We start from the raw sequence: 26,582 nt of genomic DNA on the forward strand, positions 1-26,582 counted from the left end.
GGAAAGCCGGAGCAGCATGGAACCGTTCGTTCCGCTGCGGCTTGAAGAGGGTTCATGGGTAGAACGGCATTCGACGAGATTTGGGGGCATGGCGGGCCGCAGGCGCCGCGGCCGGAGTTCGCCGCCCTCGCGCGGTGGATGCGCGAAACGCCCGAACGCGACCTCGCCCGCCGCCAGCGCGCCGCCGAAAACACCTTCCGCCAACTTGGCATCACCTTTGCCGTCTACGGCGAGAACGAGGCGGCCGAGCGGATCATCCCGTTCGACATCGTGCCGCGCGTGTTCCTGGCCGACGAGTGGGAGCGGCTGTCGCGCGGCCTGGTGCAGCGGGTCGAGGCGATCAACGCCTTCCTGAGCGACATCTACGGCGAGCGCCGCATCCTGAAGGAGAACATCCTTCCGCCCGAGCTGATCTGGAACAACCCGCAGTTCCGGCCCGAAGTCACCGGCATCCGCCCGCCGCACGACATCTGGGCGCATATCTGCGGCATCGACCTGGTGCGTACCGGCCCCGACGAGTTCTGGGTGCTGGAGGACAATGCCCGCACCCCCTCGGGCGTATCCTATATGCTCGAAAACCGCGAGGCGATGATCCGGCTGTGTCCGGAGCTGTTCCGCGAGTTCCGCATCGCTCCCGTCGACAGCTATCCCGACCTGCTGCTCGAAACGATGCGCTCGGTCACGCCGCACGGCTGCGGCCCGCAGCCGGTCTGCGTGGTGCTGACGCCGGGCCACTTCAACTCGGCCTATTACGAGCACAGCTTCCTGGCCGATTCGATGGGCGTCGAGCTGGTAGAGCCCGCCGACCTGCTGGTCGACGACGGCGTGGTCTACATGCAGACGATCGCCGGACGGGTGAAGGTCGACGTCATCTATCGCCGGATCGACGACGATTTCCTCGACCCGCTGGTGTTCCGCGCCGATTCGATGCTGGGCGTGCCGGGAATCATGGCCGCCTATCGCGCGGGCAACGTCACGCTGCTCAACGCGCCGGGCAACGGCATCGCCGACGACAAGGCGATCTACAGCTACATGCCCGAGATCGTCCGCTTCTATTCGGGCGGCGAGCCGCTGCTCCCCAACGTCGGAACCTGGCGCTGCCGCGAGCCCGAGGCGCTGAAGTACGTCCTCGATCATCTCGACGAACTGGTGGTGAAGCTGGTCGACGGATCGGGCGGCTACGGCATGCTGGTCGGGCCGACCGCCAGCCGCGACGAGATCGACACGTTCCGCGCTGCGCTCGTCGCCGAGCCGCATCGCTACATCGCCCAGCCGACGCTCGCGCTCTCCACGGTCCCGACGATGACCGACAAGGGGTTGAGCCCGCGCCACGTCGACTTCCGCCCCTTCGTGCTGACCGGCAGCAAGGGGGTGCAGGTGGTGCCCGGCGGGCTCACCCGAGTGGCGTTGCGCGAAGGCTCGCTGGTGGTGAACTCCAGCCAGGGCGGCGGGACCAAGGACAGCTTCGTGCTGCTCGACGGCGAGGCTGCGTCCGGCGGCAGCCAGCAGCAGAGCCAGACCGGCATGCGCCAGATGCAGGCGGAGGGCTGAGGCATGGCGATGCTCTCCCGCACCGCGGCGTCGCTCTACTGGCTTGGCCGCTATGTCGAGCGTGCCGACTTCCTCGCCCGGCTGGTCGAGGCGACGGTGCGGCTCGACGCGCTGTCCGCGCGCCCGGCGGGGGAGGCCGCCTGGCGAAGCGCGCTCAGCGTCAGCTATACCGAGGAGGCGTTCGCCGCCACCGGCCATCCGGCGACCCAGGCGCATGTCGCCCGGTTCCTCACCTGCAACCGCGACCATCCCGGCTCGATCCTCTGGTGCCTCGACGCCGCGCGCAACAACGCCAAGGCGGTGCGCACCGCACTGACCCGCGACGCGTTTTCGGCGATCAACCGCGCCTGGCTGCAGTTCAACGCGCCGACGGCGGGCGACGAGCCCGCCGAAGTGCTGGGGCTGGTCGAGTCGATCAAGGCGGAGGCACGCGGCTTCGAGGGCGCGGTGCAGCGCATGATGAAGAACGAGGCGAGCTGGTTCGTCCAGCTGGGCGCCGCGATCGAGCGCGCCGACAACACCGCGCGGCTCATCGACGTCAAATATCACCTGCTGCTGCCCGAGGGCGAGAAGGTCGGCGGCGTCATCGACCGCGACCAGTGGACGACGATCCTCCAGACGGTGTCCGCGGTCACCGCCTATCGCTGGCTCTACAACGAGGGGTTGCGGCCCGGCCTGGTGATCGAGCTGCTGCTGTCGCGGGGCGAGGTGCCGCGCAGCCTCGCCGCCTGCGGCGAGGAGACGGTCGAGATGCTCAACCTGCTCGGCAAACGCGCCGGGTTCCAGGGCGAGGCCGACCGGATGGCGCGCACCCGCCTCGCGCGCATGCAGAAGACCCGCGCGCACGAGGTGATCGTCAGCGGGCTGCACGAATATCTCACCGCCTTCATCCGGGAGAATGCGATGCTCGACGCCGCCATCGCCCGCCAGTTTAGGTTCATCTGATGCGGATCGAGGTCGAGCATCACAGCCGCTACCGCTTCACCGAGGCGCAGGCGCGCGTCGTCCAGCTGCTGCGGCTGTTTCCCGACGACACGGTGAACCAGACGGTGGTGTCGTGGCGGATCGATGTCGACTGCGATGCGCGGCTGCGCGAGAGCCGCGACGGCTACGGCAACCTGATCCGCATGCTCTATGCCGAGGGGCCGCTCGAGACGATCGGGATCACCGTGTCGGGCGAGGTGCTGCTCGCCGAGCAGCCGCGCGGGATCGAGGCGGAGGGGGAGCCGCTGCCGCCCGCCTTCTACCGGCGGACGACGTCGCTCTCGGCCGCGGACGAAGCGGTCGCGGCGTTCGCGCAGGCCGCGGCAGGCGACGGGGAGGCGCGGGCGCGTCTCGATCGGCTGACCGGCGCGCTGCGCCGCCGCTTCGCGATCGAGCGGCGCGACGGCGACGGCGTGCTGTCGGCGGCGGACGCCTTCGCACGCGAGCGGCTCAGCCCGCGCGACCTCGCGCAGCTGCTCGTCGGCTGCATCCGCGCGATCGACCTGCCCGCGCGCTACGTCTCCGGCTACAGCCTCGACGGGTGCGACCGCCGCGAGCGACCCGCGCCGCACGGCTGGGCCGAGGCCTTCGTCGAGGGGCATGGCTGGCTGGGGCTGGACCCGTCGACGGGCGCCATGCCGGGACGCGACCACGTCCGTGTGGCGGTCGCGCTCGACAGCGCGGGCGCGGCGCCGATCTCCGGCACGCGGATCGGTGCGGGGGACGAGCAGCTCGACGTGGATGTCGCGGTGGAGCGGTTGAGCGGCGAGGGGTAGGGGGCGGGGTGAGCCCTCAGCCGTCATGCCAGCGCAGGCTGGCATCTCCCGGCTGGGCTCGCGGCAGGAGCCGCGGGAGACCCCGGCGTTCGCTGGGGTGACGAGGGGGGCGAAGAACGACGCCTCCCTCACGGCCAACCCACGCCGCCGGTCTCGCCGTAGATCTGCCCCGTCGTGTAGGTCGATCCCGCCGCCGCCAGCTCGACATAGACCGAGGCGAGCTCCGCCGGCTGGCCGCGACGCTTCATCGGCGTGTTCTTGCCGAAGCTCTTCAGCCCTTCCGCGGTCTGGCCGCCGGTCACCTGCAGCGGCGTCCAGAATGGGCCCGGCGCGACGCCGTTCACGCGGATGCCCTTGTCGATCACCTGCTTGGCGAGGCCGCGCACGAAGATCATGATCGCCCCCTTGGTGCAGGCATAGTCGAGGATGTTCTCGCCCGGAGTCTGGGCGTTGACCGAGGTGGTGCAAACGATCGCCGACCCGGCCGGCAGATGCGGCAGCGCCGCCTTGGTGATCCAGAACAGCGCATAGACGTTGGTCTTCATCGTCTGGTCGAGCTGCGCGGTGGAGATGTCCAGCAGCGAGGTCTGCGCGTGCTGGAAGGCGGCGTTGTTGACCAGCGTGTCGAGCCCGCCGAGTTCGCGCACCGCCTGCGCCACCAGCTTGCTGCAAAAGCCCTCGTCGCGGATGTCGCCGGGGATCAGCACCGCCTTGCGCCCCGCCTCGCGGATGTAGCGGGCGACGTCGCGCGCGTCGGGCTCCTCGGCGGGCAGATAGTTGACCGCGACGTCAGCGCCTTCACGGGCATAGGCGATCGCCGCCGCCCGGCCGATCCCCGAATCGCCGCCGGTGATCAGCGCCTTGCGCCCCGCCATCCGGCCCGAGCCGCGGTAGCTGGTCTCGCCGCAGTCGGGCACCGGCGTCATCTTCGACTGGAGCCCCGGCCACGGCTGCGACTGCATGGCGAACGGTGGCTTGGGATAGCGGTGCTGCGGGTTGCCGAGCTGCGGTGCGGTCGCGGGCTGGCTACCATCCTGCGCGAGGGCGGGCGTCGCGAGGGAACCGGCAAGTCCTGCGGCGGCGATGCCGCGGAAGACGTCGCGACGGGAGGTGGGAAACTCTTCGGCCATGTCGAACCCCTTGGTTCAGCGAGAGTGCTCTCGGCTGAACGGGGCAGGACGCCGCTGGTTCACGGCGTTTCGGCCGCGTACCAAACAAAAGGCGTCAGGCGGGAACCTGCACCGGCGCCTCCTCGGGCATGGTCGCGTGCGGCTCCTCGATCCGCTTCCAGCCCGACGGCCCCAGCGCCTCGATCGGGCGGTAGCGGGTCTTGTACGCCATCCGCGCCGACCCCTTCACCCAATAGCCGAGATAGACGTAGGGCAGTCCCATCGCGCGGGCGCGCAGGATGTGATCGAGGATGATGTAGCTTCCCAGGCCCGGCCGCGTCGGATCGTCGGTGCGGAAGAAGCTGTAGATCATCGACAGCCCGTCCGAATGCTGGTCGGTGATGCACGCGCCGACCAGCGCCCCCGGCCGGCCGCTCTCGTCGGGCTCGCGATATTCGATGATGTGCGAGTTGACCGTGGTCTGCTCGACCATGTCGGCATAGTCGCTCTCGTCCATCATCGTCATGCCGCCGCCGGGGTGCCGTGCGGACAGATAGCGGCGCAGCAGCTGGAACTGCTCGTCGGTCGCCCAGGGGCGGCAGGCGGTGACCACCAGGTCGCTGTGGCGGCGGCGCAGCTTGCGCTGGGTGGCGTTGAGCTGGAACTCGCCCGCGACCACCCGGACCGAGACGCACGCGGTGCAGCTGCCGCAGCTCGGCCGATAGGCGACCGACTGGCTGCGGCGAAAGCCGATCCGCCCGAGTGCGTCGTTGAGCTCGCCGGCGTGCGGCCCGGTCAGTTCGGTGAACACCTTCCGCTCCTGCCGGTCGGGCAGATAGGGGCAGGGCGAGGGGCTGGTGACGAAGAAACGCGGAAACCGAAACGGAGCTGTCACCTCACGACCCTTCCACCGCACCTTGTCGCGGACTGTCTTGCCGGGAGACTATGGAGCGCGGCGCCGGCGAAGCAAAGCCGTTTACCATCCTCCGGCGTCCATCCCCGGGACGCCGCCGTTTTTTCGTGCGCGAGGTCGCGGCCGCACGCATGGGGATGCTGGCGCAGCGCGGCGCAAGCCCGTATGCCGCGCGCCATGAAAATCGCATTCATCGGCATGGGCGTGATGGGCGCCCCGATGGCGGGGCACCTGGTGCGCGCCGGGCACGAGGTCACCGTCTACAACCGCACCCGTGCCAAGGCCGCTGCCTGGGCGGCAGAGCATGGTGGCCGCGTCGCCGCGTCGCCGGCCGAGGTTGCCGACGGCGCGGACGTCGTGCTGACCTGCGTCGGCAACGATGCCGATCTCGCCGAGGTGACGCTGGGCGAGGCGGGCGCGTTCGCCGCGATGCGGAGCGGCACGCTGTTCGTCGATCACACTACCGTGTCGGCCAAGATCGCGCGGCGGCTGGCGGAGGAAGGCGAGACGCGCGGGCTGCTGGTGCTCGACGCGCCGGTCTCCGGCGGTCAAGCCGGGGCCGAGAAGGGTGCGCTGTCGATCATGTGCGGCGGCACGGCCGAGGCGATGGCGGCGGCAGAGCCGATTCTGCAGAGCTATGCCGCGCGGATCGTCCACGTCGGCGCGGCGGGTGCCGGCCAGACCACCAAAATGGTCAACCAGATCTGCATTGCCGGGGTGCTCGGCGGGCTGAGCGAAGCGCTGCGCTTCGCCCAGGCGTCCGAGCTCGACCTCGACAAGGTGTTCGAGGCGGTGTCCGGCGGCGCGGCGCAAAGCTGGCAGATGGTCAACCGCTGGGGGACGATGGCGGAGGACCAGTTCGACTTCGGCTTCGCCGTCGACTGGATGCGCAAGGACCTGGGCCTCGCGCTGGAGGAGGCGCGCAGCAACGGCGCCAGCCTGCCGGTCGCGGCGCTGATCGATCAGGGCTATGCGGAGGTGCAGAAGATGGGCGGCGGACGGCAGGACACGAGTGCGCTCGTGCGGAGGCTCGCCAAGTGACGCGCCGGATCGCCGCCCCGCTCGCCACCGTCCTGGCCATGCTGCTCGCAGCCGCGCCCGCGCATGCCGACGCGCTGGTCGACAATGTCGACGGCGTCGCGCTCGACGCGCGCGGCAACGTCGTCCGCTTCGCCGGCGTGCTGATCTCGCCCGACGGCAAGGTCGTCAAACTGCTCAAGAAGGGCGACAAGCGCCCCGACAAGCTCGACTGGCGATCGGACATGAAGGGGCGGGTACTGATCCCCGGGATGATCGACGCGCACGGCCATGTCATGGAACTGGGCTTCCGCGCACTCCAGCTCGACCTCTCCAAGACGCGCTCGCTCGCCGAAGCGCAGGCGGCGGTGGCGCACTATGCGTCGGCGAACGGCAACCGTCCGTGGATCGTCGGCGGCGGCTGGAACCAGGAAGTGTGGGGGCAGGGCTTCCCCACCGCGGCCGACCTCGACACCGCCTATCGCGATAAGCCGGTGGTGCTCGCCCGCGCCGATGGCCACGCGCTGTGGGCGAACTCGGCGGCGATGAAGGCCGCGGGGATCACCGCCAAGACCGCGGCGCCCGCCGGCGGTCGCATCGAGAAGCTACCCAACGGCCAGCCCAGCGGCGTGTTCGTCGACGCGGCGATGGCGCTGATCGAGAGCCATGTTCCCAAGCCCTCGCCGCGCGAGCGCAACGCCGCCTTCCTCAAGGCGCAGGAGACGCTGCTCGCGAACGGCGTCACCGGCACCGCCGACATGGGTACGACGCTCGACGACTGGCTGACCTTCCGCCGGATGGGCGACATCGGCCAGCTGCGCGTGCGGATCATGAGCTATTCCGCCGGCGTCGACGTGGCGCTGCAGGTCGGCGGCAACGGCCCGACGCCGTGGCTCTACGACGACAAGCTGCGGATGGGCGGGGTGAAGCTCTACGCCGACGGCGCGCTCGGATCGCGCGGGGCGTGGCTCAAGCGCCCCTATGCCGACGCGCCCAAGGAAACCGGGCTCGGCTTCCTCGCCGACGACCAGCTGCTCAATCTGATGAGCCGCAGCGCGATGGACGGCTTCCAGCTGGCGATCCACGCGATCGGCGACCGCGCCAACGCGCAGGTGCTCGATGCGATCGACGAGATCGCCTCCAGCTACAAGGACGACCGCCGCTGGCGGATCGAGCATGCGCAGATCGTCGACCCGGCCGACCTGCCGCGCTTCAGCCGGCATGGCATCATCCCGTCGATGCAGCCGGTGCACCAGACCTCCGACCGGACGATGGTGGAGGCGCGGCTCGGGCCCGACCGGCTCGGCGGCGCCTACGCCTGGGCGACGCTGCTCAAGGAAGGCGGGCATCTCGCCTTCGGATCGGACTATCCGGTGGAGAGCCCCAATCCGTTCGTCGGCTGGGCGGCGGCGTTCACCCGCCAGGATCCGCAGGGCCAGCCGCCGGGCGGGTGGCAGCCGCAGGAGGCGGTGACCCGGCTGCAGGCGTGGCGCGCCTTCACCACCGATGCCGCCTACGCGGGCTTCGCCGACAAGCGGTTCGGTACGCTGGCGCCAGGCATGCGCGCGGACTTCGTGATCGTCGACCGCGACCCCAGCGAGGCGACGCCGGAGGCGCTGCGCGAAACGCGCGTGCTGGAGACCTGGGTCGGCGGCGAGAAGGTGTGGAACGGCGCGAGTTCGGGCAGCCGCTGACCCGAATGCCGTCTCGTGCGTTCGGATGGGGTAGGGCGGCGCCGACGGTGCCGCATCCCCCAGCGGAGGAGAAGTCATGATCCGGCTGTTTCACGTCAGCGACGTCCATTTCGGCGCGGAGGATCAGGCGGCGATCGCCTGGTTCGACGAGGCGGTGCAGGCGGAGAAACCGGACGCGATCATCATGACCGGCGACCTGACGATGCGCGCGCGGTCGCGTGAGTTCGAACAGGCGTCGGCATGGCTGGAGAAGCTCGACCGCCCGACGACGGTCGAGGTCGGCAACCACGATCTCCCCTATTTCAACCCGTTCGCGCGCTTCCTGATGCCGTACCACCGCTACAAGAAGCTCGAATCGGTGATCGAACGGCCGCTCGACATCAAGGGCATCGCCGTGGTGCCGCTCAAGACCACCGCGCGGTTCCAGCTGCGGCTCAACTGGTCAAAGGGCTATGTCGGCAGGAAGGGCCTGGCGACCTCGCTCGCGCTGCTCGACGCGGTGCCCAAGGGCGATCTGGTGTTCGTCGCCGCGCATCATCCGCTAATTGAGGCCGGCACCCGATCGACCGCCAAGACGCGCAACGGCCGCGAGGCGCTGGAGGCGCTCGCAGCCGCCGGCGCCGACGCGGTGCTCTCGGGCCACGTCCACGACCCGTTCGACGTCGAGGAGACCATCAACGGTCGCCCGGTCCGGCTGGTCGGCGCGGGCACGCTGTCGGTGCGCACGCGCGACGACCCGCCCTCGTTCAACGAGATCCGCGTCGAGAACGGCAAGTTCGAGACGATCGCCCGTCGCATGGGGCAGAGCGACTATACGGTAACCGAGCCCGGCACCGCGACCGCTCCGAAGGGATGATCTCGGCCGGATTGACATTCAGCCGCTTCCCGTTCGTCTCGAGTAGGGATCGAGCTTGTCGAGAGCCCGTATCGAGAGAGCCGCGAGCGCCGACCTCTCGATACGCCGTCTCGACAAGCTCGACCGCTACTCGAGGCGAACGGATGGAGGGGGGAGGTTCGCCGCCAACATGAATGGCGATCGGTATTAACGCAGCCGGGTGCCGATCAGCGTACCCTTGGTGCCGCGGTTGACCAGCTCGAACCGGAAGTTCGGCCAGCGCCGGCGCCAGCGGGCGGCGATCACCCGCTCGCCCGGCCGTGCGGCGTCGTCGAGCAGGATGGTGCCGCCGAGCGGGATGCGGTCGAACAGCGTCTCGGCCGCACCGCGCACGAAGGGGTGGATGCTCCACGGCGGCCCGTCGATCAGCAGCAGGTCGATCGTGTCGGGCACTGGGCTGGTGTCGTACCAGACCCCCTCCCAGTCGCGCGGCGAGCGTCGCAGCGGGACCGCGTGGAGCGCGGCGTCGACTCCGTGCTCGTGCAGCCAGTCGAGCGTCGCGCGGACGAAGCCGGCGTGCTGGTCTAGGCTGGTGAGCCGTCCGCCGCCATGCAGCTGGAGCGCCTTGGCGGTGACCAGGCTGGACGCGCCGGCGCCAAGCTCGACGACGCTGCGCGGCTGCGCGGCCTTGATGTGGTCGACGATCAGCGAGAGATAGCCGGTGTCGGCCTTCCAACTGCCCAGATTGGGCAGCGCGTCGGGCGCGAGCCCCAGATCGGCGATCAGCGCAGCCTTGGCAGCCTTCGACCCGCCCGACAGGCTGCGCAGCAGCCACGGCCACTGGATCAGCGCGAAGCCGACCGTCTTGAGCGTCTCGACGATGGTGCGGTTGAGCTCGTCCTGCCAGCCGTCGGCATGGGCGAGCGGCAGGAACGAGGTCGTCTCGCGCGAGGTCATGCGGAGCGGGGCCGGCAGGTGCGCCGAAGCGCGCACGGGAACGTTAGGGTCGGCAACACGGGTCCTTTCACGCAGCACCGATGGCGCTGCTATCACTCGCTTGCGCTCGGGCAAACAGAAAGGGCCTTTTCCCGCGGGGAGCGAGCGCCGAAATGCGATGAGCCGCCGGTCGTGAAGCAGCCGGGATGACCGGGAGATGCGCTTGTCGCGGCGTCGATCCCGCGATCTATTATCGGCCACACAGTCGGCGAGGAATGCGCGGGACCCATGATCCGCAAAGATCGAGACTATTGGCAACGGCTCAGGGTGGATCGGCGCTCGAGTATCGCGACCCTTCTCACTGCGGTGGCTGCCGTGATCGCGATCGTCGATCTCACGGTGCTGCTCGTTCCCGGTACGCACTATGCCGCGCGGGCGACACCGCTCTACTGGCTGTTGATCGTCCCCGTCGCATGGTGGATCTCCGAGCTTGCCGGGTACGAACCCTGGGCCGTCCGCAGCTGGAAGGTCGTACTCGCGCTGCTGTGCGGGGTGAACGCAGCCTGTTTCGCACGGTCCGTCGTGCGCGGCGAGGTCATGGTGTTGGAGATCGTCAGCTTCGCGCTCGTCCAATGTTGCGCAGCCGCGAGCATGATCGCCTATCGCGGCAGCCTGGTTGCCCGCGAAGGGCCGGCGCGGTGAAGGGCGGAACGAGCCTGTTCGGCGTCCTGGAGCGGCTGTGGGTCGGCTGGCTGCGATTCCGGTCGCCGGCCCCGCCGCCGCCCTCGCGCGCGTGGATGGTCGTCTCCGAGGAAGCGGCTATCGCCGCAGCCCGCCACTTCAACGATGCCAACTGCCACGATCCGTGGGAGGAGTGGTCGATCAAGGTTCGTCCGGAGATGATCGAAGGTCGGCTTACCTGGGTCGTCCGGGTGTATTGCGTGTTGTGGCCCGAGGAGGAGCAGTGGATGCAGGTATCGAACACGATGGAGTATTTCGTCGACGGCACCACGGGGGAGTTCTTCGGATTTGCGACCGAGCGTTCCCGTACGATCTTCAAGCGTGCACCGATGCGCGAGGCCGGGTGCGAAGATATATGAGGCGGCGCTAGCACCCGGATTGCGGGCAAGGCCGATCCTCCGCCGCGCAGCCGCCCACGAAAAAGGGCGCCGTTTCCGGCGCCCTTCTGCGGCAAACCCGAAGGCTTGCGATCGTCCTCGCGCTTAGCGCTTCGAGAACTGGAAGCTGCGGCGGGCCTTCGCCTTGCCGTACTTCTTACGCTCGACGGCGCGGCTGTCGCGGGTCAAGAAGCCGGCGGCCTTGATCGGCGCGCGCAGCACCGGCTCGTAGCGGGTGATCGCCTGGCTGATGCCGTGCTTCACCGCACCGGCCTGGCCCGACAGACCGCCGCCCTTGACGGTGCAGATCACGTCGTACTGACCTTCGCGCTCGGCGATGCCGAACGGCTGGTTGATGACGAGGCGCAGCGTCGGACGCGCGAAATAGACTTCCTGATCCCGACCGTTGATCGTGATCTTGCCCGAACCCGGCTTCAGCCAGACGCGTGCGACCGCGTCCTTGCGGCGGCCGGTGGCGTAGGCGCGACCGTACTTGTCGATCTCCTGCGCGCGCAGCGGGGTGGTCGGCTGGGCCGGCGCCTCGGGCGCCGCGGCGTCGGGGGCCGGAGCCGCCGCGTCGGTGCCGGCGGGCGCCGCCTGCGGAGCGGCCGGCGCCTGCTGGGTCAGGTTGCCCAGGTCGGACAGGGACTGGCGATTGTCGGACATCAGGCGCCCACCTTGTTCTTGCGGTTCATGCCCGCGATATCGAGGACTTCGGGGTTCTGGGCCTCGTGCGGGTGCTCGGTGCCCTTGAAGATGCGCAGGTTGCGCATCTGCTGGCGGCCGAGCGGGCCGCGCGGGATCATGCGCTCAACCGCCTTCTCCAGGATGCGCTCCGGGAAACGACCCTCGAGGATCTTGTCCGCGCGCACTTCCTTCAGGCCGCCGGCATAGCCGGTGTGCTTGTAGTAGAGCTTCTGCGTCAGCTTCTTGCCGGTGAACTTCACCTTGTCGGCGTTGATGACGACGACGTTGTCGCCGCAATCGACGTGCGGGGTGAAGCTCGGCTTGTGCTTGCCGCGCAGGACGTTGGCGATGATCGTCGCCGCGCGACCGACCACCAGGCCTTCCGCGTCGACGATATGCCACTTCTTCTCCACCTCGTGCGGCTTCGCCGACTTGGTGGTCTTCATCAGCGCCTTCATGGGCTTGAGACCTCTTTGCTGGGTCGTTGCTACATGCAACACACCGCCCCCACGGGGGAGCGGCGAGACCGGCGCCGAATGCGCGAGCAACGCCGGAAAGTCAAGCGAACCGCGGCTTTCCCGACAGGTATTATGATACCGGGCGGTGCTTCAGCGAGTCTCGTCCGCCACCCACGCGGCGACCGCATCGGACGTCTCGGCGGTCCACCATTCGATCGCGGGCAGGTCGTACTCATGCAACTCGGCGATGGCGGCCGCGAGACGTTCCGCGAGATCCAGGCGGGTCTTGAACAACGCAGGCACTTCGGCAGTCTGCTCGACCGCGCCCTGCCAGCGGTAGATCGAGATGCAGGGCGCGGCCACGTTGACGCACGCGGCGAGGCGTCGCTCGACCATCGCCCGGCCGATCCGCTCAGCCTCGTTGGTGTCGGCGAAAACCGCCTGGACGAGCGCGATCCAGGTCACGCGCGACGACGGCCGACGGCGTGCGCGCCCCACGCGACGCTGGCGACCAGCAGCGCGCCGACCAGCTGGTGGAGCGTGGCGAGCACGATCTCGACGCCGGTCACCACCGTGGCGATGCCGAGCAGGATCTGGATGCCGAAGGCGCTGTGGATCGCGACCGAGGCGCGGCGATCGCCGGCGCGTCGTGCGAGTCGCGCGAGGACTACCAGCGCCGCCACCGTCACCCACGCCCACCAGCGATGGACGAAGTGGATCAGATACGGGTCGTTGAGCAGCGCCCCGCCCAGGCTGCGAAAGCGCAGCACGCCCTCGGGCAAGAAGCGGCCGTTCATCAGCGGCCACTCGTCCGTCACCAGCCCGGCGTTGAGCCCGGCGGTGAAGGCGCCGAACATCAGCTGGACGAGCAGCACCAGCCCGACCACCACGCCGGCGCCGGTGAGGCGGGCGGGGCGGGCGGCGGGATCGCGCGCCAGGTCGCGCAGGTCGAGCGCGGTCCACACCAGCCCGGCGAGAATGAACAGCGCGGTCAGCAGGTGAGTCGCGAGACGGAAGTGGCTGACGTCCGTCCGCTCGACCAGCCCCGAGGCGACCATCCACCAACCGATCGCACCCTGCAGCCCGCCGAGCGCGAGCAGCGCCACCAGTCGCCAGCCGTAGCCGCGCGGAATCGCCCGCCGCAGCGCGAACCACAGCAGCGGCAGCGCGAAGACGACGCCGATCAGCCGCCCGAGCAATCGGTGGAGATATTCCCAGAAGAAGATCGCCTGGAAGCCGGCGAGCGTCATCCCCTGGTTGAGCTGCTGATACTCTGGGATGCGCTTGTAGTTGTCGAACTCGGCCTGCCACTGTTCGGCGTTCAGCGGCGGCACGATGCCGGTCAGCGGCTTCCACTCGGTGATCGACAGCCCCGACTCGGTGAGCCGGGTGATGCCGCCCACCACCACCATCAGCACGATCAGCGCGGCCACGGCGAACAGCCATGCGGCGATGGCGGCGGGACGGGCGGGGCGGGGGGCGGTTGCCGCGACGGGCGCGATCAAGGGGCTTTGTGCCATGCGCCCGCTCTACGCCGCGCGGCGCCGCGCGTCGATGCTGTGGCGTGCCGACAGCGCCGCAGCAGAAATCGAAAAGGTGATGTTGTAACGTGTGTCCGACGGCGCTATCTGGCGATGCATGTCCGGCAGCATCTTCTTGCAGCGCGACTCCCTGCTCGATCGGTTCGCGATCGGGTTGTCGGGGCTGTGCGTGGTGCATTGCCTGGTGAGCGCTGTGCTGATCGGGCTGGCGGCATCCGCCGCGGGCGCGCTGATGAACCCGCTGTTCCACGAAGTCGGGCTGATGGTCGCGATCGGCTTCGGCGCGGTTGCGCTCGGCCGCGGCATGATGACGCACGGCTATATGATGCCGGCGGCGGTCGGCGGGCTCGGCCTGGGCGTGATGATGGGCGCGCTCCAGCTGCCGCACGGCGGCGGCGAGACGCTCTGGACGATGATCGGCGTCGGCCTGCTCGCGCTCGGCCACGATCTCAACCGCCGCGCGATCTCCTGACCGCCGACCCGCGTCGCGGGTTGCCGCAGGCCCGGCGGGGGCTTATTTCACCGCCATGCACACGCACGACCATCACGAACATCAGGGCGAGGCGCTGTCGCGCGTTGCGGAAGCCACGCTGGTCCGATCGGGCGAGCAGTGGACGGCGATGCGCGCGCGGATCTTCTCGGTCCTCGCCGGCTTCGACAAGCCGGCATCGGCCTACGACATCGCCGACGCGGTGTCGCAGGCGGAGGGGCGCCGTGTCGCGCCCAACAGCGTCTATCGCATCCTCGACCTGTTCGTGACCGCGAACCTGGCGCGGCGAGTCGAGAGCGCCAACGCCTATGTCGCGAACGCGCACCCAGACTGCGTGCACGACTGCATCTTCCTGGTGTGCGACAGCTGCGGCCAGACCACGCACATCGACGACGACCGGATCACCGGATCGGTGCGCTCGGCGGCGGAGCATGCCGGCTTCTCGCCGGTCCGCCCGGTGATCGAGGTGCGCGGCAAGTGCGCGGCCTGCGACTGAGGGGCGCCCGCCACTTTTATCCATAGCAATCGACACTTGGCGTGGGGCGCGCTAAGCCCCGCCGATGGTAGACGTACCCCATACGCCGCTGCTCGACACGGTCCGGACGCCGGAGGATCTGCGGGCGCTGAAGCCCGCGCAGCTGCGCCAGCTTGCCGACGAGCTCCGCCTGGAAACCATCTCCGCGGTCGGGACCACCGGTGGCCATCTGGGCTCCGGCCTCGGCGTCGTCGAGCTGACGACGGCGATCCACTATGTGTTCAATACGCCCGACGACCGGCTGATCTGGGACGTCGGCCATCAATGCTATCCGCACAAGATCCTGACCGGCCGCCGCGACCGCATCCGCACCATCCGCCAGGGCGGCGGGCTGTCGGGCTTCACCAAGCGTAGCGAGAGCGAGTACGACCCGTTCGGCGCCGCCCACAGCTCGACCTCGATCTCGGCGGCGCTCGGCTTCGCCATCGCCAACAAGCTGGCGGACCGCCCGGGCAAGGCGATCGCGGTGATCGGCGACGGATCGATGTCGGCGGGCATGGCCTATGAGGCGATGAACAACGCCGAGCAGGCGGGCAACCGGCTGGTCGTGATCCTCAACGACAACGACATGTCGATCGCGCCGCCGGTCGGCGGCCTTTCGGCCTATCTGTCGCGGATTGTCTCCAGTCGCGGCTTTCTGGGCCTGCGCGAGACGCTCAAGAAGGTCGCGCGCCGCCTGCCGCGGCCGCTGCACTCCGCCGCGCGAAAGACCGACGAGTTCGCCCGCGGCATGACGATGGGCGGGACGCTGTTCGAGGAGCTGGGCTTCTATTACGTCGGCCCGGTCGACGGCCACAACCTCGACCACCTCATTCCGGTGCTCGAGAACATCCGCGATGCGGAAGAAGGCCCGATCCTGCTCCACGTCGTCACGCAGAAGGGCAAGGGCTATGCCCCGGCTGAGGAGTCGGCGGACAAGTATCACGGCGTCCAGAAGTTCGACGTCATCACCGGCGCGCAGGCCAAGGCGCCGCCGGGACCGCCGAGCTATACCAGCGTCTTTGCCGAGGCGTTGATCGCGGAAGGCGGGCGCGACGAACGCATCTGCGCGATCACCGCGGCGATGCCGGCGGGCACCGGCCTCGACAAGTTCCAAGCGCGCTTCCCCAAGCGCAGCTTCGACGTCGGCATCGCCGAGCAGCATGCGGTGACCTTCGCCGCCGGGCTGGCGGCGCAGGGGATGCGTCCGTTCTGCGCGATCTATTCGACCTTTCTTCAGCGCGCCTACGATCAGGTGGTCCATGACGTCGCGATCCAGAACCTGCCGGTCCGCTTCGCGATCGATCGCGCCGGGCTGGTCGGTGCCGACGGCGCCACCCATGCCGGCAGCTTCGACGTCGCCTATCTCGCCACGCTGCCCAACATGGTGGTGATGGCGGCGGCGGACGAAGCCGAGCTGGTCCACATGACCCACACCGCCGCGCTGTATGACGACGGCCCGATCGCGCTGCGCTATCCGCGCGGCAACGGCACCGGCGTGCCGCTACCCGCCACGCCCGAACGGCTCGAGATCGGCAAGGGGCGGGTGGTCCGCGAGGGCAAGAAGGTCGTGATCCTGTCGCTCGGCACGCGGCTGGAGGAGGCGATGAAGGCCGCCGACCAGCTCGAGGCCAAGGGGCTGTCGACCACGGTCGCCGACCTGCGCTTCGCCAAGCCGCTCGACCAGGCGCTGATCCGCCGCCTGCTCACCACCCACGAGGTGGCGGTGACGGTGGAGGAGGGCGCGATCGGCGGCCTCGGCGCGCACGTCCTCACCTACGCCAGCGACGAGGGGCTGGTCGACGCGGGGCTCAAGCTGCGCACGATGCGCCTTCCCGACGTGTTCCAGGATCAGGACAAGCCCGACAAGCAGTATGACGAGGCGGGACTCAACGCGCCGCAGATCGTCGACACGGTGCTGAAGGCGCTGCGCTGGAACGAGCATGGCGCCGAGGAAGCGAGCGCCTGAAGCTTACATGAAGCCGTGCCCCTGCGCAGGCAGGGGCCCAGGGCGTCAGACGCCGGCGTTCGTGACTCTAGGCTCCTGCCTGCGCAGGAGCACGGCATTGGACAGAAAGGCGAGGGATCCCGCTACGCCGCCGCCTCCTCCACCCGCGGGATCATCGCATTGGCCATGCGCAGGAACGACTGCTGCATCTGCGCGCCCAAGGCCGGCTCGACCCGGTTCTCGACCAGCGCGCGACTCATCGCGTGGACCCATTGCGCGGCGGTGTCGCGGGTGATCGGCATCGCGCGGTGCATCGACATGATGCACGCGCCCGGACGCGCGACGAACCAGTCCCTGGGGCCGCCCAGCCACGCGGTGAGGAACTGGGTGAGCGACACACGCGTCGGCATCAGGTCCGCCTCGTGCATCGCGCGCAGCGGCGCGTAGCGCGGCTCGTGCTCCATCAGGTCGTAGAAGCGATCGACGACCAGCCGGACGCCGTCGCTGCCGCCGATCCGGTCGTACAGGCTCGGCGGCGTCTCGGCAGGAGCGGGGGCGGCGGTCATCGGCTTCTCCAGGCGCGGGCGGGCAGCGTCGACTCTGCCCGCCCGCGCGCCCAGCCGCCTTGATCCCGCGCAAACCCCGTGCGGGTCAGGGGCGCATCGACCCGGTGTCGAGGAACCGCTGGTGCCACGACAGCGCCTCACCCGGCAGCGACGGCGCGTGCAGGCCGTAACTGCCCTGCTGCGCGCGGGCGAAATAGTCCGCCAGCATCGGCTGATAGTCTGGGTGGGCGCAGTTCTCGATAATCAGCCGGGCGCGCTGCTTGGGGCTGAGCCCGCGCAGGTCGGCGAGACCCTGTTCGGTGACGATCACCTGCACGTCCTGGTTGATGTGATCGACATGGGCGACCTGCGGCACGATTGCCGAGATCTGGCCGTTCTTGGCGGTCGAGGGGGTCATGAAGATCGAGATATAGGCGTTGCGCGCGAAGTCGCCCGATCCGCCGATGCCGTTTTGGATGCGCGAGCCCATCACGTGCGTCGAGTTGACGTTGCCGTAGATGTCCGCCTCGATCAGCCCGTTCATCGCCAGGCAGCCGAGCCGGCGGATCAGTTCGGGATGGTTGCTCATCTCCTGCGGGCGCAGGATCATCTTGTCGCGGTAGCGGGCCATGTCCGCGTTGAGCCGCTCGGCGGCTTCGGGGCTCAGCGAGAACGCCGTCGCCGACGCCATCCGCAGCGTGCCGCTGTTGAGCAGGTCGAGCATGCCGTCCTGGATCACCTCGGTGAAGGCGGTCATGTTCTCGAACGGGCTGTCGACCAGGCCGGTCAGCACCGCGTTGGCGATGTTGCCGACGCCGGACTGGATCGGCAGCAGCGAGGTGGGAAGCCGCCCACGGCGCACCTCGTGCCGGAAGAAGTCGAGCAGATGCCCGGCGATCGCCCGCGCCGTCGCGTCGGGCGGGGTGAAGGGCAGGTTGCGGTCGGGGGAGTCGGTCTCGACGATCGCGACGATCTTGTTCGGGTCGCAGCGGAAATAGGGTTTGCCGATGCGGTCGTCGGGCCGCAGCAGCGGGATGGGCACGCGCGCCGGCGGCAGCGCCGTGCCGTAGTAGATGTCGTGCATCCCCTCCAGCGCGGGGTTTTGCCAGCGATTGACCTCCAGGATCACCTTGTCGGCGCGGTCGATCCACGTCTTGTTGTTGCCGACCGAGGAGGAGGGGATCAGCGACCCGTCCTCGCGGATGCCCGACACCTCGATCACCGCGACGTCGAGCGGGCCCAGGAAGCCCTCCCACGCCATCGGCGCCACCTGGCTCAGGTGCATGTCGAAATATTCCATCTCGCCCGCGTTGATCTTCTGCCGAGCGGTGGGATCGGAGTTGTAGGGCAGGCGGAACTCGATGCCGTCCGCCTTGGCGAGCGCACCGTCGAGCTCCGGGCCGGTCGAGGCGCCGGTCCAGATGCGGATGCGGAACGGGCGGCCGGCGGCGTGTTCGGCCTCGATCCGCTCGGCGAGCGCCACCGGCACGGCTTTGGGATAGCCGGATCCGGTAAACCCGCTCATGCCGACCGAGGTGCCGGAGGTGATGTGGGCCGCGGCTTCGGCGGCGGTGCAGATCTTGGGTCGAAGCGCCTGGCACGCGATACGATCGGACATGTCGGGTCGGGGTTCCTCGTTCAGCGCTGCATGAGCATGGCGGTGATCGCCTGTCGCGCGAGTGGCAGGCGGCTGCCCGCGCGCAGCGTCGCATGGCGGGCGATCCGGGCGCCGGGGCGCTCGTCGGTGTAGAGCCGCACCAGCCAGTTGGTCGCGGCGTAGATCGGCCGGCTGGCGAGCCGGTGCGTCATCTCGTAGCGGCGCAGCAGCGACGGCGCGGCGATGTCGCGGCCGCGCTGCGCCGCCGCGATCACCAGCTTCGCCAGCGTCGCCTGGCTTTGCAGTCCCAGGTTGAACCCGTGCGCGGTGACGGGGTGCATGCCCACCGCCGCGTCGCCGATCAGCGCCGCGCGCGTGGCCGCGAAATGGCGCGACCAGGTGGTGGCGAGCGGATAGACGTGCGCGGACGCGTCGACCTCCATCCGTCCGAGCTTGCCCTGATAGCGGCGGGTCAGCTCCGCCCCGAGCGCCGCTTCGTCGAGCGCGGCGATGCCGTCCATCTCGGCGGCCGGCAGCGTCAGCACCGCCGACGAGCGCCGGCCGTTGAGCGGCAGCATCGCCAGCGTCTGGTAGTGATCGAACCATTCGGTGGCGACGCCGTGGTGCTCGCCGTCGTGGCGGACGCGGCACACCATCATCGAACGGCCGAGCCGGTTGACCTCGGCGCCGATGCCGAGCCGATCGCGCACGCCGGAGAAGCGCGAATCCGCCGCGACCAGCAGCTTGGCCGACAGCGTGCGCCCGTCGTCGAGCGTCACCTCGGCGGCGCGGGCGCTGGTCTTGAGCGCGGCGACGCCCACGCCGGCGAGCAGGGTCAGGTTCGGCTGGTGTTCGACCGTGCGGAACAGCGCCTCGCGGATGCGATGGTTGGGGACAATGAGGCTGAGCGGCCCGCCGCCGTGACTGGCCGGATCGAACGACAGCGCGAAGGGCGAGGCGCCGTTGAGCACCCGCGCCTCGTCGAGCGGCGAGACGTCCTCGGGTGGCAGCAGGTCCCAGGCGCCGAGCGCCTTCAGCGTGCCGATCGAGCGGTGGGTGAGCGCGATCTCGCGCCCGTCGTACCCCGGCGCTTCGAGGGCGGCGTGCGGCTGTTTCTCCACCACGATCACGCGCAGCGGCGCGTCGGCCAGCGAGCGGGCCAGGCTCAGCCCCGCCGGGCCGCCGCCTACGATCAAAACGTCACAATCCATCGCCGAACCTCCCGTGGGATGGGCGCTATGCCGGGCCTGACTGCGGCGATCCTTGCGCAGGATCAAGCTGTCCGCGGCGAACGACGCCAGCCGCGCGGCCGCGCGCGGGAGGGGCGCCGGTCGCTGGGCTCGACTTTTCGGCGCCGGCGGGCCAGGGGGAGCGCCATGAACGGCACCGCACCTGCGCCGGCCCGGCGCGCTCCGCATCCGACAGGACCCCGCGCATGACGCTGATCGGGGTCGACTGGGGATCGAGCAATCTTCGCGCCTATCGGTTCGCCGCCGACGGCGCGGTGATCGACCGGCGGGAGTCGCCGCGCGGCGCCGCCCGACTGGCGCGCGCGGAGTTTCCGGACGTGCTGCGCGAGACGCTCGACGGCTGGCTGGAGGCGGATACGCTCGTGGTGCTCGCCGGCATGGTCGGCGCGCGGGCGGGCTGGCACGAGGCGCCCTATCTGCCGTGCCCGGCAGACCCCGCGGGACTGGCGGCGGCGGCGCTGCGGGTCGACGACGCGCCGGCGCGCTGCTTCATCGTTCCCGGCCTGTCGGCGCGCACCGCGGCCGGCGTCGCGAACGTGATGCGCGGCGAGGAAACCCAGATCCTCGGCAGCGGCCTGTCCGACGGGACGATCGTGCTGCCCGGCACGCATAGCAAATGGGCGCGGGTCGAGGGCGGCCGGATCACCGGTTTCTCGACGGTGATGACCGGCGAGCTCTACGCGCTGCTGCGCACCCAGTCGCTGCTCGGCCAGCTGGCCGAGGGCGACGAACCCGACGAGGCGGCGTTCACGCTCGGCGCCCAGCGCGCGCTCGACAACCCGGCGGGTCCGCTGCCTTTGCTGTTCTCGGCGCGCGCCGACGTGCTGCTCGGCAGCCTCGCGCCGACCGCGGTCGCCAGCTATCTCTCGGGCCTGCTGATCGGCGGCGAGGTCGCGGCAATGCGCGACGCGGCGAACGACGGGCTGGTGCTGATCTGCAACGCAGCGCTTGCGGCACGCTATCGGGTGGCGCTCGCGCTGGCCGGGGTTTCGGACGTGCGCGTGGTCGACGGCGCCGATGCGGTCGCCGAGGGGCTGTGGCGAATTGGAGAATTGCTGAAATGACGATCGAAACGCTGCTGAACGGCCTGCCGCTGGTCGCGATCCTGCGCGGGCTGACCCCGGACGAGGCGCCGGCGATCGCCGACGCGCTGTTCGACGTCGGCTTCCGCTGCCTGGAAGTGCCGCTCAACTCGCCCGATCCGTTCGACAGCATCCGCCGCATCGTCGACCGCGTCGGCGACCGCGCGCTGGTCGGTGCCGGCACCGTGCTGACCGTCGCGGACGTCGGCCGGGTCGCCGATGCCGGCGGGCGGATCGTGATTTCGCCCAACGCCGACGTCGAGGTGATCGCCGCGACCAAGGTCGCCGGGCTCCAATCGCTGCCGGCGTTCTTCACCCCCACCGAGGCGTTCCGCGCGATCGACGCGGGTGCCGACGCGCTCAAGCTGTTCCCGGCCGAACTGGCCGGCCCGGCAGGACTGAAGGCGGTGCGCGCGGTGCTGCCGAAGAGCTTTCCGGTGTTCCCGGTCGGCGGCGTCGATCCCGACACGATGGGCCCGTACCTGCAGGCGGGCGCCGCCGGCTTCGGCATCGGCTCGTCGCTCTACGCGCCGGGCCGCAGCGTCGAGGACGTGCGCGCGCGCGGCGAGGCGCTGGTCAAGGGCTATGAGGCCGCACGCGCGGGGTGAACGTTTATGGTCCCGCTGCCCGACGGCGGCGAGTCCGGAGCATGGTCACCCAAGCCAACCCGTTTGTGCTGAGTAGGGGCTGAGCCTAGCGAAGACCCGTATCGAAGTACCGCACGCGCGATCCTTCGATACGCCATTTCGACTTCGCTCAATGGCTACTCAGGACGAACGGGGGTTCGGAAGCTATTTTCCCTCAGCCCGCCTCGACCGAATCGAGGATGCGGCCGCCGGCCATGAACACGGCGATCGGGCAGACCGCGGCCATCGCCCATCCGCCGGCGCCGGGGTAGAGCTCGACATAGTGCACCCCGCGCTCGACCGCGCCCATGCTCAGGCCGTAGATCACCAGATAGGCCTCGAACTTGGTCTTGATGGCGAACAGGCGGGCGACGCGGTTCCACATGGCCGGTGACAAGCAAGCCGCGGGCCAGTGGCAGAATAGCGCGGATTCGCGCCAGCTAATCGTGGTTACCTGTCAATTAACCCGACAAGGTCGAGCGCCTCCAGCAGGGCAGTATGTGCCGCTTCGATGCGGCCGATCAGCGCCGCGTCGGCGATCGCGTCATGGGCGATCCGCTCCGGCCAATGTGCTTCGATGACGTCGGCGATGCAGTCGAGCTTGGCGGCGTCCACCAGGAAGCGGGGATCGACGGTGGCGGGATCGGCGACCACGCGCAGCCGCAGGCAGGCGGGGCCGCCGCCGTTCGCCATCGATTCGCGGACGTCGACCACCTCCAAGCGCCGGATCGGGCCGTTGCCGGCGACATGCTCCTCCAGCCAGCGCCACACCGAAGGTGTGGCCCGCGCTTCCCCGGGCACGACCAGCGCCATTGCGCCGCCGGGCAGCGTCACCAGCTGCGCGTTGAACAGGTAGGAGGCGATCGCGTCCTCGAGCGAGACGCGTGCGGCCGGCACCTCGACGATCTCGACCTCGGGCAGCAGCCGGCGCAAATCGGCGTGGAAGCCGGGCGCGTCGGCGAACGCCTGCTCGTGGGCGAACAGCACGCGCTCGTTGGCGACCGCGACCACGTCGTTGTGGAAGGCGCCGGCGGCGATCGCGGCGTCCGACTGCTGGACGAACAGCGTGCGTGCAGGATCGAGCCGGTGCGCGCGGGCGACGGCGGCGCTCGCCTCGCGATGCTGGCGCGCGGGGAAGGGGCCGCCGGCGACGCCGTAGACGAACACCTCGACGCCCGGCGTATCGTGGCTGGCGGCGAGCCGCATGTGGTTGGCCGCGCCCTCGTCGCCGAACGGCGCGGGCACGGGCGCATGCACCGCGAACCTTTCATGGGCGAAGGCGAGCCGCAGCTGCGCGAGCGTCGCCGGCCATTCGTGGCTGCGATGGGGCATGGTGACGAGGTTGGCGACCGTCAGGTGGCAGCGCCCGTCCGCGGCATCGGGCGCGGGCGAAACGGTGGCGGCGTTGGCCGCCCACATCGCCGAGGCCGACAGCGCCTGCGCCTGGAGGTGCGGCGCCGCCGCGGCATGGTCGGTCGCCAGCGTCGTCAGCCAGCGGTGGTCGGGACGCGGATGGGGAAGGAGGATGCCCTGTGCAAGCCCGAGCGCCAGATTGGCGCGCATCTTCGCGATCCCCTGCAGCGCCGCCGCGCGCGGGTGCGACACCGCGCCGGCGTTGCGCGTCGCCGCCAGGTTGCCGGGGCTGAGCCCGGCGTAGTTGTGGCTGGGGCCGACGATGCCGTCGAAGTTGATCTCGACCTGGCTCATCCCTCGCGCCCTACATAGCTGATCCGGTCGCCGGCATCGACGCCGAGCAACTGCGCGGTCGCGGGGTCGAGCTGCACCTCGCCGTCGTCGTCGGTACGCACCCGGCCCGTCGCGACGCGGAACTGGTCGAGCCGTCCGGCCGAGACCAGCACCGGATCGCCGCCGTCGGCGAGCGTGTGCACCCGGGCGTCGCGCGCGTTGCGGATCGTCGCGAGCTGGTCGGTGCGCGCGGTCATCGTCGGGCCGCCGTCGAAGATGTCGACGTAGTTCTCATAGTGAAAGCCCTCGTGCTCCAGCATCCGCATTGCCGCGCGGCCGGAGGGGTGAGGCAGGCCGATCACCGCGCGCGCGCCCTCCGGCAGCATCGCGATATAGACCGGATGCTTGGGCATCAGGTCGGCGATGAACTGGTTGCCGTGGATCGCGTTGAACTGATCCGCCTCCTGGAAGCTCATCCCGAAGAAGCGCCCGGCGACGCCGTCCCAAAAGGGCGAACCCCCGGCCTCGTCGATGATCCCGCGCAGCTCGGCGAGGATGCGGTCGGCGAAGCGGCGGCGGTGGGCGCGGATGAACAGATAGCGGCTGCGCGCGAGCAGCAGCCCCAGCCCGCCGGCGCGCTCGCCGGGGTGGAGGAACAGCCCGCCGACCTCGCTGGCCCCCTCCAGGTCGTTGACCAGATTGAGGATCTCGGCGCGGAAGGTGCGCCGCAGCGCCTCGCTGTGCTTGGTGAGGGTCGCGACGCGGTACGAGTAGAAGGGCCAGTGCTGTCCCACCTGGGTGAAGATCTGGCAGGTGCCGCGCACCTCGCCGGTTTCGGCATTCTCCAGCACCAGCACGAACAGCTCGTCTTCCAGGCTGTCCTCGGCGCGCGCGAAGGCGGCGTGGCTGCGCTCCAGCTTGGCGCGCAGCGCCGGCCGGTCCGGGGGCAGGTTGGTGAACCCCCCGCCGGTCAGCTTCGCCATTTCGTAGAGATGCTGCAGGTCCTCGTCGCGGGCGGCTCGGATGCGGAAGCTCATGCGGTACCCCGCTCGATCAGGCGGAGGATGGCGAGCGCCGACAGCGCGGCGCGTTCGGGCAGGCTCTCGGGCACCATGAACTCCTCGGACGAATGGATGGCACCGCCACGCACGCCCATCGTGTCGACCACGGGCACGCCGCAGGCGGCGATGTTGTTGCCGTCGCACACCCCACCGGTGTCGCGCCAGGCGACCGCGATTCCCAGGCTCTCGCCGGCATCGCGGACCAGCCCGAACAGCCGTTCGGCGGCGGTGTCGATCGGCTTGGCCGGACGGTTGAAGTCGCCGTGACAGGTGACGCGGACGTCGTGCGCGGCGGCGACCGCCTTGGCGGCGGCATCGATCGCGGCGCGGGCCCGCCCTGCGGCTTCGGCGGAGGCGGGGCGGAAGTTGATGCGCAGCACCGCGCTGGCCGGCACGACGTTGTTGGGGCCGCCGCCGTCGATCCGGGCCGGGTTGACCGTGAGGCCATCGCCGCCGGCCTGCGACAGGCGCAGCGCCAGCTCGGCGGCGGCGACCAGGGCGTTGCGGCCGTCCTCCGGGTTGCGCCCGGCGTGGGCGCTGCGCCCGGTGACCGCGAGCGAGAAGTTGCCGGTGCCGCCGCGCACGCCTGCCAGCGTTCCGTCGGCGAGCGCGGGCTCGTAGACGAACGCCGCCGCCTTGCCGCGCGCGACGCGGGCGATCAGCGGCGCGGAGGACAGCGATCCGGTTTCTTCGTCCGAGTTGATGAGCACCTGATAGCCCAGCCGGTTGGCATAGGCGGACCGCTCGATCGCGCCGAGCGCGGCGAGCATCGCCGCCAGCCCGCCCTTCATGTCGGCGGCGCCAGGGCCGTTGAGCATGCCGTCGTCGCGGACGCGCATCGTCTGGAACGGGTGGTCGGCCGGGTAGACCGTGTCCATGTGCCCCGCGAACATCAGCTGGACCGGCGCCTGCGGTCGCACCGTCAGCAGCAGGTGGCGGCCGTGATCGAGCGGTTCGAGCCGGCCGTCGGCGGCGACCGCCTCGACCAGATCGGGCTTGATCAGCGCGACTCCGCCGGGCAGCGCGGCAAAGGCGTCGGCGAGCAGCCTGGCCATCTGCTTCAGCCCGGCGAGGTTGCGGGTGCCGCTGTTTACCGCCACCCAGCGTTCGAGATTGGCCAGCATCGGCGCGGCGCGCGCGCGTTCGACGACGGCCGCTTCCACGGTGGTGAGAACATCCATGCGCCCAAGGCTAGCGCGGTTCCGCCCCGGAAGGAACCGGCGAGGCTAGAAGGAATAGACCAGCGAGGCGCGCGTCGTGGTGTCGGTGTTGACGTTCCCCTCCGGCGGACGGCTTTCGTAGCGGACCGCATAGGAGAATTGCGCCGACAGCGGCCCGAGCAGCTTGGCGTCGATCGCGGTGGTGCTGCTCGCGGTGCTGTTGGCGTCGCCGACGACATAGGCGGAGGCGTCCTGGCGCAGCGTCAGCGTCGGCGACAGCCGCCAGTCGAAGTCGACCGATCCGCGCGCGGCGAGGTTGCTCTCGACGGTGTCGTCGGTGAAATCGGTGTGGCGGAAAGCCGGGCCGAGTTCGAGGTCGAGCGTCAGGTTTGGCCGCTTGATCGCGCTGTAGCCGGCCCCCGTCGAGGCCGAATAGCGGTTGTGATAGCCGATGAATCGGTCGCTTTCGTACTGCGTCGCGCCGTAGATGTAGAGTCGGTCGTCGACCTTGTAGTTCGGCTCGAACGCGGCGAGGTAATATTCGCGGCTCGTGACCTTGTTCGCCTGTTGATAGTCCAGCTGGAGGCGCAGCTTGTGGCGCCAGCGGAAGCCTTCGCGCGACATGTCGAGCACGCCCGTCACGCCGACGTTGTCGCTGTTGCCGCTGTTGGCGAAGCCGCCCAGTTCGGCGCGCCCCTTCACCAGCGTGAAGAACGAGGATTCCTGCAGCACCAGGATGCGCTGCGCGGCGCGATCGGCGAGCCACTTGTTGGTCACCTCGCGCACCAGGTCGATGCTGTCCGGCGCGGCGATGCGCGAGTATTTCACCAGCGTCGCGACTTCCCCCTCGTTGCCCGACGCCATCGCGGCGTCGAGCATCATCTTGAGCTGCTCGGGGATCGGCGCGTCCTTCTTCGCGGCTGCGGCGGCAGTCGCGGGCGCATCGGCGAGCAGGAGCGGGGCGGCAAGGAGGAGGAACGCGGCCTTGGTCACGCACGAATCCT

General features: G+C 69.9%; 27 protein-coding genes and 1 pseudogene. 13 read left to right on the top strand and 15 right to left on the bottom strand.

Annotated elements, in window-relative coordinates; genetic code table 11:
- The first annotated feature begins 54 nt into the window (after positions 1-54).
- From ACBY01_RS03535 to ACBY01_RS03545, 3 genes are read left to right on the top strand one after another with little or no spacing between them, the layout of a single operon-like run.
- Positions 55-1,551 (top strand): circularly permuted type 2 ATP-grasp protein, encoded by a 1,497-nt coding sequence (locus tag ACBY01_RS03535; protein ID WP_416459389.1) that lies wholly within the window; start codon positions 55-57, stop codon positions 1,549-1,551.
- A 9-nt stretch (positions 1,552-1,560) separates the two neighbouring features.
- Complete coding sequence (locus tag ACBY01_RS03540) at positions 1,561-2,496, top strand: alpha-E domain-containing protein (RefSeq protein ID WP_416459486.1); 936 nt, start codon at positions 1,561-1,563, stop codon at positions 2,494-2,496.
- A complete protein-coding gene (locus tag ACBY01_RS03545; RefSeq protein ID WP_416459390.1) occupies positions 2,496-3,311 on the top strand; it encodes a transglutaminase family protein in 816 nt (271 codons plus the stop codon). Before ACBY01_RS03540 ends, ACBY01_RS03545 begins: the two co-directional genes overlap by 1 nt.
- Before the next feature lie 128 nt (positions 3,312-3,439).
- Here the strand turns inward: ACBY01_RS03545 and ACBY01_RS03550 are convergent, their stop codons facing one another.
- Positions 3,440-4,441, bottom strand: a complete 1,002-nt coding sequence (locus ACBY01_RS03550; RefSeq protein ID WP_416459391.1) for an SDR family oxidoreductase — start codon at positions 4,439-4,441, stop codon at positions 3,440-3,442.
- Positions 4,442-4,535: 94 nt separating this feature from the next.
- Entirely contained in the window at positions 4,536-5,315 is a 780-nt protein-coding gene (locus ACBY01_RS03555; RefSeq protein ID WP_416459392.1) for an arginyltransferase, read from the bottom strand.
- Between the two features lie 141 nt (positions 5,316-5,456).
- Here ACBY01_RS03555 and ACBY01_RS03560 point away from each other — a divergent pair.
- The 3 genes and pseudogenes from ACBY01_RS03560 to ACBY01_RS03570 form a co-directional block, all read left to right on the top strand.
- Positions 5,457-6,374 (top strand): annotated as a pseudogene (locus ACBY01_RS03560) (NAD(P)-dependent oxidoreductase); the annotation flags it as partial.
- 38 nt (positions 6,375-6,412) lie between these two features.
- Positions 6,413-8,044, top strand: coding sequence for an amidohydrolase (locus ACBY01_RS03565; protein ID WP_416459487.1), 1,632 nt, complete (start codon positions 6,413-6,415; stop codon positions 8,042-8,044).
- A gap of 76 nt (positions 8,045-8,120) precedes the next feature.
- On the top strand, positions 8,121-8,900 hold the full coding sequence (locus tag ACBY01_RS03570; RefSeq protein WP_416459393.1) for a metallophosphoesterase family protein: 780 nt from the start codon (positions 8,121-8,123) through the stop codon (positions 8,898-8,900).
- Between the two features lie 186 nt (positions 8,901-9,086).
- On the opposite strand, the gene ACBY01_RS03575 is transcribed toward ACBY01_RS03570, so the two are convergent.
- Positions 9,087-9,872: a class I SAM-dependent methyltransferase gene (locus ACBY01_RS03575; RefSeq protein WP_416459394.1), complete on the bottom strand. Its 786-nt coding sequence runs from the start codon at positions 9,870-9,872 to the stop codon at positions 9,087-9,089.
- Between the two features lie 231 nt (positions 9,873-10,103).
- Between ACBY01_RS03575 and ACBY01_RS03580 the strand changes: the two genes are divergently transcribed.
- Complete coding sequence (locus tag ACBY01_RS03580) at positions 10,104-10,517, top strand: hypothetical protein (RefSeq protein ID WP_416459395.1); 414 nt, start codon at positions 10,104-10,106, stop codon at positions 10,515-10,517.
- Complete coding sequence (locus ACBY01_RS03585) at positions 10,514-10,915, top strand: hypothetical protein (protein ID WP_416459396.1); 402 nt, start codon at positions 10,514-10,516, stop codon at positions 10,913-10,915. Before ACBY01_RS03580 ends, ACBY01_RS03585 begins: the two co-directional genes overlap by 4 nt.
- 123 nt (positions 10,916-11,038) lie before the next feature.
- On the opposite strand, the gene rpsI is transcribed toward ACBY01_RS03585, so the two are convergent.
- From rpsI to ACBY01_RS03605, 4 genes are all read right to left on the bottom strand, one after another.
- Positions 11,039-11,599, bottom strand: a complete 561-nt coding sequence (gene rpsI / locus ACBY01_RS03590) for a 30S ribosomal protein S9 (protein ID WP_416459397.1) — start codon at positions 11,597-11,599, stop codon at positions 11,039-11,041.
- Positions 11,599-12,078: a 50S ribosomal protein L13 gene (rplM, locus tag ACBY01_RS03595; protein WP_416459398.1), complete on the bottom strand. Its 480-nt coding sequence runs from the start codon at positions 12,076-12,078 to the stop codon at positions 11,599-11,601. The genes rpsI and rplM overlap by 1 nt, the downstream gene beginning before the upstream one ends.
- A gap of 150 nt (positions 12,079-12,228) precedes the next feature.
- Complete coding sequence (cutA, locus tag ACBY01_RS03600; RefSeq protein WP_416459399.1) at positions 12,229-12,543, bottom strand: divalent-cation tolerance protein CutA; 315 nt, start codon at positions 12,541-12,543, stop codon at positions 12,229-12,231.
- The gene (locus tag ACBY01_RS03605) at positions 12,540-13,598 is read right to left on the bottom strand and encodes a COX15/CtaA family protein (protein WP_416459400.1); all 1,059 of its coding nucleotides are present in this window, start codon (positions 13,596-13,598) and stop codon (positions 12,540-12,542) included. The genes cutA and ACBY01_RS03605 overlap by 4 nt, the downstream gene beginning before the upstream one ends.
- 118 nt (positions 13,599-13,716) lie before the next feature.
- Here ACBY01_RS03605 and ACBY01_RS03610 point away from each other — a divergent pair, with 118 nt between their 5' ends.
- From ACBY01_RS03610 to dxs, 3 genes are all read left to right on the top strand, one after another.
- Positions 13,717-14,091: a MerC domain-containing protein gene (locus ACBY01_RS03610; protein WP_416459401.1), complete on the top strand. Its 375-nt coding sequence runs from the start codon at positions 13,717-13,719 to the stop codon at positions 14,089-14,091.
- Positions 14,092-14,146: 55 nt separating this feature from the next.
- On the top strand, positions 14,147-14,605 hold the full coding sequence (locus tag ACBY01_RS03615; protein WP_416459402.1) for a Fur family transcriptional regulator: 459 nt from the start codon (positions 14,147-14,149) through the stop codon (positions 14,603-14,605).
- 64 nt (positions 14,606-14,669) lie between these two features.
- Positions 14,670-16,592, top strand: a complete 1,923-nt coding sequence (gene dxs, locus ACBY01_RS03620) for a 1-deoxy-D-xylulose-5-phosphate synthase (RefSeq protein ID WP_416459403.1) — start codon at positions 14,670-14,672, stop codon at positions 16,590-16,592.
- A gap of 122 nt (positions 16,593-16,714) precedes the next feature.
- Here the strand turns inward: dxs and ACBY01_RS03625 are convergent, their stop codons facing one another.
- The 3 genes from ACBY01_RS03625 to ubiM form a co-directional block, all read right to left on the bottom strand.
- Complete coding sequence (locus ACBY01_RS03625; protein WP_416459404.1) at positions 16,715-17,137, bottom strand: group II truncated hemoglobin; 423 nt, start codon at positions 17,135-17,137, stop codon at positions 16,715-16,717.
- An 85-nt stretch (positions 17,138-17,222) separates the two neighbouring features.
- Positions 17,223-18,734 carry a succinyl-CoA:acetate CoA-transferase ScpC gene (gene scpC / locus ACBY01_RS03630; RefSeq protein ID WP_416459405.1) on the bottom strand — a complete coding sequence of 504 codons (1,512 nt, stop codon included), beginning with the start codon at positions 18,732-18,734 and terminating at the stop codon, positions 17,223-17,225.
- 20 nt (positions 18,735-18,754) lie between these two features.
- On the bottom strand, positions 18,755-19,924 hold the full coding sequence (gene ubiM / locus ACBY01_RS03635) for a 5-demethoxyubiquinol-8 5-hydroxylase UbiM (RefSeq protein WP_416459406.1): 1,170 nt from the start codon (positions 19,922-19,924) through the stop codon (positions 18,755-18,757).
- A 224-nt stretch (positions 19,925-20,148) separates the two neighbouring features.
- Here ubiM and ACBY01_RS03640 point away from each other — a divergent pair, with 224 nt between their 5' ends.
- Together ACBY01_RS03640 and ACBY01_RS03645 are read left to right on the top strand one after the other, a co-directional pair.
- Positions 20,149-21,027 (top strand): 2-dehydro-3-deoxygalactonokinase, encoded by an 879-nt coding sequence (locus tag ACBY01_RS03640; protein ID WP_416459407.1) that lies wholly within the window; start codon positions 20,149-20,151, stop codon positions 21,025-21,027.
- The gene (locus tag ACBY01_RS03645; RefSeq protein WP_416459408.1) at positions 21,024-21,653 is read left to right on the top strand and encodes a 2-dehydro-3-deoxy-6-phosphogalactonate aldolase; all 630 of its coding nucleotides are present in this window, start codon (positions 21,024-21,026) and stop codon (positions 21,651-21,653) included. The genes ACBY01_RS03640 and ACBY01_RS03645 overlap by 4 nt, the downstream gene beginning before the upstream one ends.
- Positions 21,654-21,846: 193 nt before the next feature.
- Here ACBY01_RS03645 and ACBY01_RS03650 read toward each other — a convergent pair whose 3' ends face one another.
- The 5 genes from ACBY01_RS03650 to ACBY01_RS03670 form a co-directional block, all read right to left on the bottom strand.
- Complete coding sequence (locus ACBY01_RS03650; protein WP_416459409.1) at positions 21,847-22,056, bottom strand: hypothetical protein; 210 nt, start codon at positions 22,054-22,056, stop codon at positions 21,847-21,849.
- A 65-nt stretch (positions 22,057-22,121) separates the two neighbouring features.
- Complete coding sequence (locus ACBY01_RS03655) at positions 22,122-23,378, bottom strand: N-succinylarginine dihydrolase (RefSeq protein ID WP_416459410.1); 1,257 nt, start codon at positions 23,376-23,378, stop codon at positions 22,122-22,124.
- Positions 23,375-24,394, bottom strand: coding sequence for an arginine N-succinyltransferase (locus tag ACBY01_RS03660; RefSeq protein ID WP_416459411.1), 1,020 nt, complete (start codon positions 24,392-24,394; stop codon positions 23,375-23,377). The genes ACBY01_RS03655 and ACBY01_RS03660 overlap by 4 nt, the downstream gene beginning before the upstream one ends.
- Positions 24,391-25,599: a hydrolase gene (locus ACBY01_RS03665; protein ID WP_416459412.1), complete on the bottom strand. Its 1,209-nt coding sequence runs from the start codon at positions 25,597-25,599 to the stop codon at positions 24,391-24,393. Before ACBY01_RS03665 ends, ACBY01_RS03660 begins: the two co-directional genes overlap by 4 nt.
- Before the next feature lie 45 nt (positions 25,600-25,644).
- Positions 25,645-26,571, bottom strand: a complete 927-nt coding sequence (locus ACBY01_RS03670; RefSeq protein WP_416459413.1) for a DUF481 domain-containing protein — start codon at positions 26,569-26,571, stop codon at positions 25,645-25,647.
- Between the last annotated feature and the right edge of the window lie 11 nt (positions 26,572-26,582).

Source organism: Sphingomonas mangrovi (assembly GCF_047975845.1).
Lineage (GTDB): Bacteria > Pseudomonadota > Alphaproteobacteria > Sphingomonadales > Sphingomonadaceae > Sphingomonas.